Origin of the sequence: Denitratimonas tolerans, assembly GCF_037203605.1 — a bacterium.
In the GTDB taxonomy this organism is placed as follows: Bacteria; Pseudomonadota; Gammaproteobacteria; order Xanthomonadales; family Xanthomonadaceae; genus Denitratimonas; species Denitratimonas tolerans.
On sequence record NZ_JBBDHC010000006.1, the window covers coordinates 130375 to 143918 of the forward strand.

A 13544-nucleotide genomic window follows, 5' to 3' on the forward strand; every position below is an offset into this window, starting at 1 on the left:
TCGCCGCGCGGTTCAGCGTCCGCGCAGGCCAGCGCCCAGGAGATCGTGCAGCGAGGCCGGGCGCGCGAGCAGGAAGCCCTGCCCGCAGGTTCCGCGACCGAGGTTCTTGAGGAGGCGAAGCTGCTCGTCGGTCTCGATGCCCTCGGCGATGACCTCCAGCCCCAGCTCGGTGCCGAGGGCGTGGATCGCGCGCAGCACGGTCGGCGAATTGCCCGGCTCGCTGCTGTCCAGCGGGCTGATGAAGGAGCGGTCGATCTTGAGCGCCTGCAGCGGAAACTGGTGCAGGTAGCTCAGCGAGGAATAACCGGTGCCGAAGTCGTCCAGTGCCACCGAGATGCCGTGGCTGCGCAGGCGATCCATGAGCTGCCGACTGTGTACCGGGTCTTCCAGCAGCACACGCTCGGTGATCTCGATCCGCAGCTGCGCAGGATTGAAGCCCACCGCATCGAGGCGATACAGCAGCACCTCGACGAACTGCGGCGCACGGAAGTGGCGCGCTCCGACGTTGATCCCCAGATAGGCCTCGCGGCCGAGCAGCGCGTCCGCCTGCGCGAACGCACTGTCGAACACCTGCCAGTCGATCTCTTCCGACAGACCCGACTCCTCGGCCTGCGCCAGGAAGGCACCGGGTGCGAGCAGCCCGTGCTGGGGATGGCGCCAGCGCAGCAGCGCCTCGAAACCGGCGATGCGTCCGTCATCGAGTTGGAGGATGGGCTGGAACACCGGCTCGAACTCGCGTCGCGTCACCGCGCGCCGCAGGTTGCCCTCCAGCTCCATCTGCAGCAGCACCTGGCCGCGCAGGGTTTCGTCGAACACCTCGAACCGCCGCCGCCCGTTCGCCTTGGCGCGATACAGCGCCACGTCGGCGTCGCGCAGCAGTTCCTCCGCGGTGCGGTAATGGGCCTGGGCGAAGGTGATGCCGATGCTGGTGGAGCTGTAGATGTCCTTGCCGCCGATGTGCAGCGGCTCTTCCAGCGTGCGGATGATGTGCCGCGCCACGTCCTGGGCCCGCGTGGCGGCGTCGCGCGTTTCCAGCAGGATCGCGAACTCGTCGCCGCCGAGGCGGGCGATCAGGGCCTCGTCGGGAAGCTGGGTGCGGATCCTCGCGCCGGCCGCCTTGAGCAGCTCGTCGCCGACCAGGTGGCCGACCGAATCGTTCACGACCTTGAAGCGGTCGAGGTCCAGGAACAGGACGGCGAAGGCATGGTTCAGCGGATCCTTCCGGTAGCGCTCCAGCGCGCCTGACATGCGTTCGAGCAGGAGCGCGCGGTTGGGCAGGCCGGTGAGCGAATCGTGCAGGGCGGCGTGGCGCAGGCGGCGTTCGGCACGCTCGCGCTCGGCGATCTGTTCGCGCAGGGTCTGATTGGTGGCGGCCAGCGCCTCGGTGCGCTCGCGCACGCGCTCCTCCAGCACCACGTTGGCCTCGCGCAGCGAATCGGCTTGCCGCTTGCGCTGCAGCGCATTGGCGATGTGGTAGGACACGAAGGTGAGGATGTCCTGCTCGCGCTTGCCGTAGCTGTGCTTCTGGTCGTAGCTCTGCGTGACCATGACCCCCACGGTGCGCGCATCGTAGATCAGCGGCACGCCGAGCCAGATCGTCGCCACGGTGCCGTGCGAGCGCGCCTCGCCCTGCTCCTCCAGCTCCATGATCCGGGCCACGTCGGCCAGCAGGGGCTGTCCGGTGCGCAGCACGTACTCGGTCAGCCCGCAGCCGAGCTGGCGCGACTGGCGCACCGGGTCGCGTTCGTCGACCGAATAGGAGAAGTCCAGCCTGGTGCCGTCTTCCGACAGCAGGGCGATGTAGAAATTGCGCGCGTGAATCAGCTCGCCGATCACCCCGTGCAGGGATTCGTAGAATGCGTCCAGGCTGCCGCTGGTGGATCCCAGCTCCGCGATGCGGAACAGGGCGGCCTGCAGCTTTTCGGAGCGCTCGCGCTCCTGCACCTGCCGCCGCAACGCCTGGTTGGCGGCCTTCAGGTCTTCGGTGCGTTCGCGTACGCGGCGTTCGAGCTCCTCGTGCGAGCGCACCCGGTCGAGCGCGGTGGCGACGTGCTGCGCCACGAAGTTGAGCAGCGCGTGGTCCTTCTCGCCATAGCGGCGGCGGCGGTCGTAGCTTTGCACCACCAGCGCGCCGATCACCTCGGTGCCGCGCAGCATCGGCACGCCCAGCCAGGCCTCGCTCTGCGGCCCGAAGCCACCCTGCTCGAGGTCATGCTCGGCCAGCAGCGCATCGGACGGGCCCATCATCGCCTTGCCGGTGCGCAATACGTGCAGCGTCAGCGAGCCCTCCCACAGGCTCACGGGAAACTCACCGATGTCGGGCGGATCGGGATCGACGCTGTCGCGGAAATACGGCAGCGAAATCATCTGGCGCTGCGCGTCGTACAGCGCGATGTAGAAGTTCTCCGCGTACATCAGCCCGGCAATGATCGCGTGCAGCTCGGTCAGTACCTCGTCCATCTCGCGCTCACCGCTGGCCAGATCGGCGATGCGGTAAAGCGCATACTGGAGCCGCTCGGCCTCGGCCAGCTTCTCCATCGCCTGGCTCAGGCGCTCCAGCTCCAGCGCGCCGGGCAGCCGGTGCGAGAGGATGCGCGCGGCGGCATCCATGGCGTCGTGCTGGCCGGCATCGACCGGGTTGCGGAACCGCGTGACCAGCACGCCCAGCCGCTCTTCACGATCCGCCAGCGGCAGCGCGAGCCAGTCGGGCGGAGGCAATTCCGCCTCGCCGCGCCAGCATGCCGCAGCCAGAAAGTCACCGACTTCCCGATCCACGCCGCCTGCCGCGCCACACCACTCCAGCGCGCCGGCGGCGTCGCGCACATAGAGGGCGTGCCCGCGCACGTCCATGCGCAGGCGCGACCAGGCCAGCAGCGACTCCAGCAGCGACTGGACCCGATTGCCCGTCAGCACCAGCTCGGAGCGCGCGACATCCGGGCATCGGTCTGCCGACGCCTCGCCTGTCGCAATGGCGTTACCGCGTTGCTTCATCCCCGGACCCGCATCTTGGCCACCTGCGCGGCCGCGTTCCTGCGCCGTGCCGGGCTTCCCGGATGCCCGCACGGACCTGTCGATCCCGCCGACGGCCTGCGCCGGCGCTGCTAGTGTCACGTCTGGCATCGGCGGTGTCCATGCCCGGGCGCTCAAGCTGTGCGCGATGCCGCATGCGCCGGCGCGACCGCCCGTGCGCCCGTGCGCCGCCAGGCAGCACCCGCAGGGGCGGAAACCGCGCGGCACGGCGGGTCCGAGCGGCCCGCTCAATTGTTAAATTCGTATCAAAACGCTACAATCCGTGCACCGCCACCAACCCCGTTCCGGGGGGGAACTTCGGTATCCCCGCAGGAATCCAACCGCAGGCCATGCAACCCGATAGCCGCCGCCACCGCGCCACACCCGCACGCCTTCTTCTGGCGGCGGTGCTTGCGTGCGCGGCGATGCCCGGCGCAGCGGATCCGGCCGGCAACCTGGCCTATGGCGAGAGCGATGCGAAGGTTCTGCCGGTGCTCAACGCACAAAGCGGACAGATCGAAGCCCTGCTGCTGCTTGAACCCGATGGCAGCGGCATCGCGCCGCTGGATCGTCTGTTTCCGCGCATCGGGAGCCTGCCCAGCCCGAGGGTTCGGGGCAACACGACGAGCGGCCGGCAGCTGCGTGCCAGCCTGCAGCCCGATCCGAACGCCGGCCTCGCACTGCTCTGCAATCAGGGCGTGCAGGTGGCCGTGACGCTCGGGCCCCTGAGCCAGCAGTGCCTTCTGGCCCAGATCAGCGATCAGGACGACCTGCTGCGCGTGTCCACCTCGCGCCCCGCGCTGGTTCTGGATACCGGCTGGCGTTCCGCCAGCGGCGCGATGGACATGAGCTTCGGTCTGGCTTGGCTGGATGCGTCGCTGCGCACCGCGCAGGAGGATGCGCTGCCCGGCCCGGGCGAGTCCGCGACGCCCCTGCCCGCCTTGCCGCCGCTGGCTCCCGTGACCCTCGGCGACATCAGCCTGCGCCAGGCGTACTGGAGCGGCCGCTTCGATCTGGGCGCGCAGCGCTGGTTCTCGGCCGGTGCCAGCCTGGGTTCGCAGGAAATGAACCTGCTGCTGGGCGGGCCGCAGCGTTGGGACACGACCACCGTCACCTTCGGCGTGGGCTACCGCGGCCTCAGCGGGCGCTTGACCGGGCGCCTGATCGAACTGCCGCGCGGCCAGGGCAATTTCCAGGCGCTGGACCTCGGCTTCTCCTGGCGCACGCCGTGGCAGGGCGAACTGAGCTTCGGCGCGCAGAACCTGCTCAACCAGTCCCCGGACACCAGCAAGTGGCCGCTGTCGGACCTGCCCGCGCTTGAGGCCCCCGGCGGTCGCACGCCGTACGTGCGCTACAAACAGGATCTCTGATCCGCCGCGCCGCGCGCGGCCTGCCCAGACCCGAACGCACCCAACCGCCCGCAGCCCGCGCCCTTCAGCCGACGCCTTCCGCCGGAGCGGCCTCGCGCGCCATGTCGGGCGTGATCTTGAGGATCGAGTGACGCAGCTCGCGCGAGAGGATCAGCCTGGAGTCGTTCGCCCAGGTCTCCAGCGCCTCGCCGAACGCCAGCTTGCCGGCCTCGTCGGCCCGCACCAGGCCCAGTTCACGCAGGGTCGCGATGAAGCCGCGGAACAGCGCGCGGTCGAAGAACTCCGGCGCGCTCGGGGCATAGAGCAGCGACAGGCGCTGGGCGGTCAGGTGGCACAGGTTCTCGAGCTCGGCCGCGGTGATCGTGCCCGAGCCGTTCTTGGCCAGCACGGCCATGCCGATGTAGTAGCGCTCGAACGCCTGCATCACCGAATTGGCGATCACGCGCAGACGGAATACCGCATCGGTCTGGCCCGGGCCGCGCTGGAGCTGGCCGGATTCGGCATCGAAGGAAAGCAGATCCAGCCCGACCATGGCGTCGATGGTGGCCTCGAGCTGTGCTGCGAACCCGTCTTCGTCCCACGGCAGGAACAGCTCGCGGCGCAGGAACGGATAGACCAGTTGCCCGAGCCGGACCACGCCGGCGCGCGACATCCTGCGTGCGTTCTGGAAGCAGCTCGCCACCCACGCCGCGCAGACGAACAGGTGTTGCACGTTGTTGCGGAAATAGCTTTGCAGCACCGCCTGTTCGCCTTCGAACGAGAGCACGTCGCCGAGCGGGTGGCGGGTGCGCACGAGCAGCCCGGACGCTTCCCCGTAGGCGATGATCTGCGCGCCATCCAGCGCGGTGATCGTGACCCGATCCGAATACGGCGCGGACGCGAGCAGCGTCTTGGCCAGGTCGAGCATGGCCAGCAGATCGCTCTCGCTCATCGCGTACTTGGGGGTCGACAACAAGGCGACCGACAGCAGATTGATCGGGTTCACGTCGGCGGCGCGGTTGATGTTGATCTGGATGCGCTGGGCCAGCGCATCGACCACCGGGTTCATCCATTCCTGCCGGCCGCCCTCGGCGGCACGCTCGCGCCAGTCCGGCGCGTGCTCGGCGAGCACCTCGTCGAGCAGCACCGGCTCGGCGTAGTTCACCGCCACCTGTCCGTAGGTGCGGCGCAGGGCACCGCTGGCGGCGCGCAGCAGCGCCCACACGGTCTCCTTCTGCTTGGGCCGCCCGGAGAGTTCATCGAGATAGCTCTTGCCCTCGATGATCTGCTCGTAGCCGATGTACACCGGCTGGAACAGCACCGGGCGGCGCGACTGGCGCACGAAGGCGCGCAGGGTCATCACCAGCATCCCGGCCTTGGGCTGCAGCAATCGCCCGGTGCGCGAGCGGCCGCCCTCGATGAAGTACTCGATCGAGTCGCCGCGCGCGATGAGCGTGGCGACGTATTCCCCGAACACCGCCGAGTAAAGCGGATTGGCCTTGAAGCTGCGGCGCAGGAAGAAGGCGCCGCCGCGGCGCAGGATCGGCCCGACCACCGGCAGGTTGAGGTTCACACCGGCCGCGATGTGGGGCGGCACCACGCCGTTCACGTACAGAAGGTAGGACAGCAGCAGGTAATCGATGTGGCTGCGGTGGCAGGGCACGTAGATCACCTCGTGCCCGGGCGCGATCTGCTTGAGCCCCTCGAAGTGGTGCATCTTCACGCCGCGGTAGATCTTGTTCCAGAATGGCGTGAGCACGAACGAGGCCGAGCGGATCACCGTGTTGGAGTAATCCGCCGCGATCTCGCGCGCATAGCCGTGCGCGCGCCGCCACGCGGCGGCGTGGCTGATGCTGTCGCGCCGGGCCTGGTCGGCGATGGCCTGGCGCACCGGGTCGGAGGCCAGCAGGCCGTCCACCAGGGTACGCCGGTGCGACAGGTCCGGCCCGATCACCGCGGTACGGATGCGCCGGAAGTGCGTGCGCAGCACGCGCGAGACCTTGCGTACCGACGTTTCCGGCGTCGCCCCTTCGGCCAGCACCGAGCGCAGCGACACCGGCGCGGAGAAGCGCACGATGGTGTTGCGCCCGTTGAGCAGCACCGCCAGCAGCCGTCGGAAGCCCCCGACGATGACCCAGTTTTCCGCGAACAGCACGCGGAACCAGCCCGACTCACGGTCCGGCGCGCGCCCGACGAAGATCGACACCGGAACGATCTGCACGTCCAGCGCCGGATCGCGGCCGAGCGCGGCGACCAGGTTGGCCAGCCCTTCGGAGTGAGTGCGATTGCGCGGGCGGCCGAACCAGAAACCGTTGCGGCGCGACGTCGCCACCACCGCCCGTCCCTGCCCCGTCAGATCGGTCGGCATCTCCACCAGCGGCGAGGGCAGGCCGGCCTCGCGGCAGGCCTGCTCCAGGATCAGGACGTTGGACAGCCCGTAACGCTCGATCGCATAGCAGACCGGAAGGTCGGGCAGCACCAGCGCCGCATCGGCGGCGACCGGCTCGCGCCGGATCTGCAGCCACGGCGCGATGATCCGACCCAGCAGGCGGAACAGCATGGACGGCGCGGCGCGCTCTGCGGTGGAAGGTTGGGCGTTCATGACAGCAGCATCGCATCGTACGGCGGCACCGGGACCGGTGTGCCGCGCATTCGGCGAAGAGAAAGCGTCGGCCGCTCCGGAAACCGGATCAGTTGGCGTCTTCCTGCACGGCGTCCTCTTCATCCTCCAGCACGATCTCGTCGTCGGCCACCTCGTCCTCGACGCCGGCCATGCCCTTGACCAGCTGCTCGACCGTGTCCTTGCCGTACCAGCGGCCGTCCTGCTCGATCATCTCGGTCTCGCCCGAAAGCTCCTTGCCGAGGAAGCTGTAGCTGAAGCCGACCTTGGCGGCCGCACCTTCGCGCGAAATCTCCTTGGCCTTGAGGCTGGCGAAGCTCTGGTTCATGTCCAGGCCGTACAGCGCAAAGAGGTCCTTGATGCCGCCGAAGGCCACGCCCGCCTTGCCCATAGCCTGGTCGAAATCGAGCGCGCGCAGCTCGTCGAGGGTCTTGAGGTCGATCTGGCGCGCGGTGGCGACGACGATGCCGATGCCCTTCTTCGCCAGGTCGCGATCGGTGAGCTTGGCCGTCTGCAGCCAGCCGCCGAGCGCATTGATCATGTCGATGCCCTGCTGCTTCTGGGCCGGGGTCATATCCTCGCTGGCCTGGATGCCCTGCATCGCAAAGCCCTGGCCCATGCCGATCATCATCGGCATCTGCGCGGCCATCTCGGTCTCGAACTTCACCAGGGCAGGCTCAAGCTCGGCATAGAGGGCCTGCTCGGCACCGGGCGCGGTCAGCTTCGCCATGTTCGCGGCGAACTCGGCGCGCTCCTCCTCGCTCGGGGTTTCCTTGGCCATGGCCTGCTTCCAGTCGCCGCGCAGTTCGTCCAGCTTGGCGGCCGGCACCATGAGCTGCACGGCGGCAAGCAGGTCGTTTTCCTTGAGCCTGGCAGCCACCGCCTCGACCGCACCCGCAGGATCGGCGGTCTGTTGCGCCACCTTGGCTTCGGACATCGGCTCGCCGGCGTCCTTGCCGCCGCAGGCCGCAAGACCAAGGGAAATCAGGCCGGCACCAGCCAGCAGGGCAAGACGTTTCATCGCAGACTCCGGGGTTGTTGGGTAAAGAGCGAACGCTCAATGATGCCGAAAGCCGCGCCGGAAAAAAACAAGGGAAGCCAATTGGCTTCCCTGCAGTTCCAGCATCCTGCCGGATCGGATCATTATGGTTGTGGGCGCGGTGGCAATCGCCGTCTTCTGCGGCATGACTCCTTGGAACCCAAGTTAGCAAGTTAATGTGGAACTTGCAAGTAGTCCACCAACTCATTGTTTTATAATCAAATCAATAGTCGTGCCGGAGCGCGGAACGGAGGCAGGCGCGCGGATTGGTGTCCTTCTCGCAGCCGCGCAGCACCGCGTTGGGCCAGGAGCCGTAGGTCGGGTTGGGCAGCATGAACCAGCGCACACCCCACCAGTCGGCATAAGGCGCCATCAGCTGCTGGCGCGTGGCGACATCGGAATTGATGCCGTCCAGGAAGTCGCCGAGGTTGTCACCGAACATCTGCACCACGCGGTAGCTGCGGTCCACGTAACGGCGGCGCTCGCCCTTCTCGCGCGCCGGCGCGCGCGCATCCCCGCGCAGCAGCACGTTGCTGGCATCGGCCGCGACCGGGAAACCGAGCTTGCGCAGATTGGCGACGGTGGCCTCGTATTCGTCCGGCGCGTCGCGGTTGGTGACGTAGAAGATCGTCACGCCGCGGCTGTCGGCGTACTGCGCGAATTCGACCGCGCCGGGAATCGCGCGCGCGTCCCGGGCCTGGACCCACTCGACCCAGCTCTCACGCGTGTAGCCGCGGTCCTCGATCACCGCACGCGCCTGGAAGGCGCTGTTGTCGATCAGCGTCTCGTCGGCGTCGGCGATGATCGCCGGCGGCTTGCTCTCGAAGCCGGACATGGATTCGCCGCGCGGCAGGGCGTTCCAGTTCGGATCCTCCAGCGCCTGATCGAGCGAACGCTTTGCGGCGGCGTAGATGCCGCGCGCGGTGGCCGCGTATTCGGCCGAAGACTGCATCCACAGGGTGGCGTTGAGGTTGTCGTGCGCCGGCGGTGCGGCTTCGACGGCAGCGACAGCGGCAGCGGCAGGTGCCGGTGCCCGGCTCGGCGCGGTGGTGCAGGCGCCCAGGGCAACGAGGGTCAGGGCCGCCAGGCCCGCGCGCAGGAGTTTCATCGGTCGGCTCTCGTGGATTGAGGTGGGGCCAGTGTAGCGGGCCTGTGTGACGGATCGCCGCACGCCGCCCGCCAAAACGGTTCACTTGGCGAAAAGCGCCTGCAGCCGCGCGATCGCCGCGCCCGCGTGCTCGGCGGTGCGCTCGGCGTCCTGCACGTCGTCGCGCCCGACGACGTGCAGCTCGGCGGCGGGAAGCTCGTCGATGAAGCGGCTCGGCACCACCCTGTGCAGCTCGCCGAAGCGCCGCGCGTGGCGCGGATAGCTCAGGTGCAGCAGACGTTTGGCGCGGGTGATGCCGACGTACATGAGCCGACGCTCCTCGTCGAGCCGGCCCTCCTCGATCGATGACTCGTGCGGCAGCAGGCCGTCCTCGACGCCGGCGATGAACACGAAATCGAACTCCAGCCCCTTGGAGGCGTGCAGGGTCATCAGGCGCACCGCGTTGCCCGGCGCGTCGCGGTCGGAAGCGGTGAGGAGCGCAAGCTGGGCCACCAGCTCGCCGGCACCGCCCTTGCCGGCGGCATCGAACCATTGCGCCAGCTCCTCGACGTTGCCGCGGCGGCGCTCGAACAGCGCGTCGTCCTTGCACTCGGCGCGGATCGCGGCAAGCTGGCCGCTCTCCTCCACCAGCCGACGGCACAGCGCGCCCGGCGCGAGCACCGTGGAAGCGCGCCGCAGGCTGGCCACCAGCTGCATGAAGGCGTCGAGCGCGCGGGCCGCGCGCGGCGCGAGCTGCCCCAGCACGTCATCGCGCGATGCCGCGCGCGCCAGGCCCAGGTGCAGGCCGTTGGCAAGCTCGCCCAGCCGGGCCAGCGTGGTGGCACCGATCTCGCGGCGCGGTGCCGCCACCGCGCGCAGGAAGGCGGTGTCGTCGTCGGGATTGGCGATGAGGCGCAGCCAGGCCAGCGCATCCTTGACCTCGGCGCGCTCCAGGAACGCGGTGCCGCCGGAGAGGTGATAGGGAATGCGCTGCAGCTGCAGCGCCTTTTCCAGCGCGCGCGACTGGTGGTTGCCGCGAAACAGGATGGCGAAATCGCCCCACTGCGCCGCGTGCTTGTGCGAGAGGAAGGCGATCTCGGTGGCAATGCGCTCGGCCTCGTGCTCGCCGTCGCGGCACTCGAACACGCGGATCGGCTCGCCGTCGGCCGCATCGCTCCACAGCTTCTTGGGGTGCAGGTGCGGGTTGTTGGCGATCAACGCATTGGCGGCGCGCAGGATGCGGCGCGCGCAGCGATAGTTCTGTTCGAGCTTGATGATCCCCAGCGCCGGGTAATCCTGCCCGAGTCGCTCGATGTTCGCGGTATCGGCACCGCGCCAGGCGTAGATCGACTGGTCGTCATCGCCCACGCAGGTGAACGCGCCGCGCGGGCCGGCCAGATGCTTCAGCAGCGCGTACTGTCCGGCGTTGGTGTCCTGGTATTCGTCCACCAGCAGATAGCGCAGGCGCTCGCGCCAGGCGTCGCGCAGCGGCGCGTGCGCCTCCAGCAGCGCCACCGGCAGGCGGATCAGGTCGTCGAAATCCACCGCATTGAACGCCGCCAGGCGCTTCTGGTACTGGCCGTACAGGTCGGCCGCCTCGCGCTCGCGCGGGCTTTGCGCCAGCTCCGCGGCGCGCTCGGGCGAAAAACCGTCGGCCTTGGCGCGCGATACCAGCGCCCGCACGGCGGCAATCGCCTGCGCGTTGGCAGCGCGCGGCATCAGGTCCTTGATCAGCGCGCCGCCGTCGTCGGCATCGAAGATCGAAAAGCCGCGCCGCAGTCCGGCGGCTTCGTGCTCGATCTGCAGGAACTTCAGCCCCAGCGAATGGAAGGTGCAGATCGTCAGGCCCTCGCTGTCCACCCCGCGCAGCAGCGCCCCGGCGCGCTCGCGCATCTCGCGCGCCGCCTTGTTGGTGAAGGTGATCGCCGCGATCTTGCCCGGCACCATGCCGCGCCGCACGATCAGGTGGTGGATCTTCTGCGTGATGACGCGGGTCTTGCCCGAGCCGGCACCCGCCAGCACCAGAAGCGGCGTGTCGCAATGTTCAACGGCGGCGCGCTGGGCGGGATTGAGGCTCATGGCAACGGCGAGGCGGCGCGATCGGGGGCCGGCATTGTGCCAGCCCCACCCGCCCGCTGCCGGATCGCGCTCAGCGCGATGGTGCGCCGGTCTCGATGCGCCAGTTGGGCACCGCGTCCCAGTCGCGAATCTGCCAAGCCCAGTAGCTGGGCAGGTCCCAGTAGATATCCTGGTAGAACTCCTCGCCGCGCACGGTGATGCTGCCGGCGGTGGTGGGAAGCACGACGTCGAGCTGGCTGGACGTCCCCAGGCGGCCGCCCGTCATCGCGCGCCGACCGTGCTCCAGCACGCGCGCGAGCCGCGGGCCGGTCACCTCGTCACCGTAGCGCGCATAGACCTCCGGGCCGAGTTCCAGCACGCGCGCACGCTGCGATTCGTCGAGCTGTTCCCAGTAGCGCTCGCGCTCCGCCACCATCCGCGCCTCCCCGCGCTCGGCGGCCAGGTCCATCCAGATATAGCCGCGCACCGGGTCGCGCGGCACGCCGCGCCCGAGGAAGTGCATCTGCGCGATCATCGCCTGCGAAGGCTTGTCGGCCCACTGCGCTGCGATCAGGAACCGGCCCATGGCGCGCCGGTAATCGCCGCGCTCGTACTCGCGCAACCCCTGGAAGCGGTAGCGCAGATCGGGATGGTGCTTGAGGAAGGCATGGGACGAAACAATGGCGCGCTGGCTGACCGTGGTTTCGGCCAGCGCCGGCTGGAACGCAAGGCCTCCGGCAATCAGGACAAGCAGCAGCAAAAGTCGACGTGGCATGGGGCACCTCCGGGTACGCACCGTCACCACCGGCCCGGGCGGACCGGGATGTCCATCATGACACAGCCACGCCGCACTGGAATCGAAATCATCCCGCCCTCGGGTGCCGTCGGCGGTAAGCTCCGGGCATCTTGTACCGGACGATCTTCGTGCCCCCCAGCCGCCCCGCCTCCCTGCTGACCCTTTTCGGTGCCACCGGCGATCTTGCGCGCAGGATGCTGCTGCCTTCGCTCTACGACCTTGAGGCCGACGGCCTGCTGCCGGCGGGGATGCGCATCCTCGGCACCGCCCGCAGCGAATTGGATCGGGAAGGTTTCATCAACCTCGTCACCGCCAGCCTCAAAGATGTGCGCAACGACGATGCCGCCCTGCGCGGGCTGATCGAGCGGCTCGACTACCGCGCCGCCGGCATCGACGATGCCGCCTCGATGCAGGCCCTGGCCGAAGCGATCACCGCGCTGCGCAGCGGCGATGTGCTCTATCACCTCAGCACGGCGCCGAAGTTCTACGGCGCGGCCTGTCAGGCGCTCGCGGCGCACGGAGTGAATGGCGAGGGCACCCGGGTGATGCTGGAAAAACCCATCGGCAGCGACCTCGCCAGCTCCAACGCGATCAATGACGCCGTGGCCGGGGTGTTCGATGAGGACTGCATCTACCGGGTCGATCATTACCTCGGCAAGGAGGGCGTGCAGAACCTGATCGCGCTGCGCTTCGGCAATTCGATGTTCGAGCCGCTCTGGAACGCACGCCATATCGAACAGGTGCAGATCACCGTGGGCGAAACCGTCGGCGTGGAGGGGCGCGGCGACTATTACGATGAGTCGGGCGCGCTGCGCGACATGATCCAGAACCACATGCTGCAGCTCCTGTGCCTGGTGGCGATGGAGCCGCCGGCGCGCTTCGATCCGGCGGCGGTGCGCAACGAGAAGATCAAGGTGCTGCGCTCGCTGCGCCCCATCGGGCGCGACGAGGTGGCCGCCGAAAGCGTGATCGGCCAGTACAGCGCCGGTGCCGTCGGCGGCGTTGCGGTGCCCGGCTACGTCGAGGAGGTCGGGCGGCCGAGCGGCACCGAAACCTTCGTGGCGCTGCGCGCGCACGTGGACAACTGGCGCTGGTCGGGCGTGCCCTTCTACCTGCGCACCGGCAAACGCATGCCGGCGCGCAGCACCGAGATCTACATCCAGTTCCGCAAGGTGCCCTATTCCATTTTCGGCGGCGCGGCCGCGGCCGACATGCAGCCCAACGGCCTGCTGATCCGGCTGCAGCCCGAGGAGCGCATCGGCCTCACCCTCATGAGCAAGACACCGGGCCTTGATCGAAACGGCCTGCGGCTCTCGCAGGTGGTGCTCGACCTCGACTTCCACCAGGAGTTCGCCAGCACCCGCAAGCGCGTGGCCTACGAGCGCCTGTATCTGGATGCGATCGAAGGCAACGGCACCCTGTTCGTGCGACGCGACGAAACCGAGGCGGCCTGGGCCTGGATCGATGCGATCGCCGCCGGCTGGCGCGCGACCGGCATGACGCCGCGCCCCTATCAGGCCGGAACCTGCGGACCGGCCGCGGCGGTCACGCTGCCCGACCGCCGCGGTCACGCCTGGCGCGAGTGA

The 13544-nt window shown here is 68.9% G+C and carries 8 protein-coding genes; 2 read left to right on the forward strand and 6 right to left on the reverse strand.

From position 1 onward, the window contains the following. Positions 1-12: 12 nt before the first annotated feature. The gene (locus WB794_RS05945; RefSeq protein WP_337334927.1) at positions 13-2991 is read right to left on the reverse strand and encodes an EAL domain-containing protein; all 2979 of its coding nucleotides are present in this window, start codon (positions 2989-2991) and stop codon (positions 13-15) included. Positions 2992-3359: 368 nt separating this feature from the next. On the opposite strand from WB794_RS05945, the gene WB794_RS05950 reads away from it, so the two are divergent. Then, positions 3360-4379: a porin family protein gene (locus tag WB794_RS05950; RefSeq protein WP_337334928.1), complete on the forward strand. Its 1020-nt coding sequence runs from the start codon at positions 3360-3362 to the stop codon at positions 4377-4379. Between the two features lie 64 nt (positions 4380-4443). Here the strand turns inward: WB794_RS05950 and plsB are convergent, their stop codons facing one another. The 5 genes from plsB to WB794_RS05975 all read right to left on the reverse strand — a co-directional run bounded on the left by plsB (position 4444) and on the right by WB794_RS05975 (position 11937). Beyond that, positions 4444-6960, reverse strand: a complete 2517-nt coding sequence (gene plsB, locus WB794_RS05955; RefSeq protein ID WP_337334929.1) for a glycerol-3-phosphate 1-O-acyltransferase PlsB — start codon at positions 6958-6960, stop codon at positions 4444-4446. A gap of 88 nt (positions 6961-7048) precedes the next feature. Next, complete coding sequence (locus WB794_RS05960) at positions 7049-7999, reverse strand: hypothetical protein (RefSeq protein WP_337334930.1); 951 nt, start codon at positions 7997-7999, stop codon at positions 7049-7051. A 241-nt stretch (positions 8000-8240) separates the two neighbouring features. Beyond that, on the reverse strand, positions 8241-9125 hold the full coding sequence (locus tag WB794_RS05965; RefSeq protein ID WP_337334931.1) for a 5'-nucleotidase, lipoprotein e(P4) family: 885 nt from the start codon (positions 9123-9125) through the stop codon (positions 8241-8243). Positions 9126-9206: 81 nt separating this feature from the next. Continuing rightward, positions 9207-11183: a UvrD-helicase domain-containing protein gene (locus tag WB794_RS05970; RefSeq protein WP_337334932.1), complete on the reverse strand. Its 1977-nt coding sequence runs from the start codon at positions 11181-11183 to the stop codon at positions 9207-9209. Positions 11184-11253: 70 nt separating this feature from the next. After that, a complete protein-coding gene (locus WB794_RS05975) occupies positions 11254-11937 on the reverse strand; it encodes an SEL1-like repeat protein (RefSeq protein ID WP_337334933.1) in 684 nt (227 codons plus the stop codon). Between the two features lie 149 nt (positions 11938-12086). Between WB794_RS05975 and zwf the strand changes: the two genes are divergently transcribed. Further along, positions 12087-13544: a glucose-6-phosphate dehydrogenase gene (zwf, locus tag WB794_RS05980; RefSeq protein WP_337334934.1), complete on the forward strand. Its 1458-nt coding sequence runs from the start codon at positions 12087-12089 to the stop codon at positions 13542-13544.

Bases quoted from the DNA above. Each gene is read 5' to 3' on its own strand.
- WB794_RS05945 (WP_337334927.1), bottom strand. From the start codon at position 2,991: ATGAAGCAACGCGGTAACGCCATTGCGACAGGCGAGGCGTCGGCAGAC.
- WB794_RS05950 (WP_337334928.1), top strand. From the start codon at position 3,360: ATGCAACCCGATAGCCGCCGCCACCGCGCCACACCCGCACGCCTTCTT.
- plsB (WP_337334929.1), bottom strand. From the start codon at position 6,960: ATGAACGCCCAACCTTCCACCGCAGAGCGCGCCGCGCCGTCCATGCTG.
- WB794_RS05960 (WP_337334930.1), bottom strand. From the start codon at position 7,999: ATGAAACGTCTTGCCCTGCTGGCTGGTGCCGGCCTGATTTCCCTTGGT.
- WB794_RS05965 (WP_337334931.1), bottom strand. From the start codon at position 9,125: ATGAAACTCCTGCGCGCGGGCCTGGCGGCCCTGACCCTCGTTGCCCTG.
- WB794_RS05970 (WP_337334932.1), bottom strand. From the start codon at position 11,183: ATGAGCCTCAATCCCGCCCAGCGCGCCGCCGTTGAACATTGCGACACG.
- WB794_RS05975 (WP_337334933.1), bottom strand. From the start codon at position 11,937: ATGCCACGTCGACTTTTGCTGCTGCTTGTCCTGATTGCCGGAGGCCTT.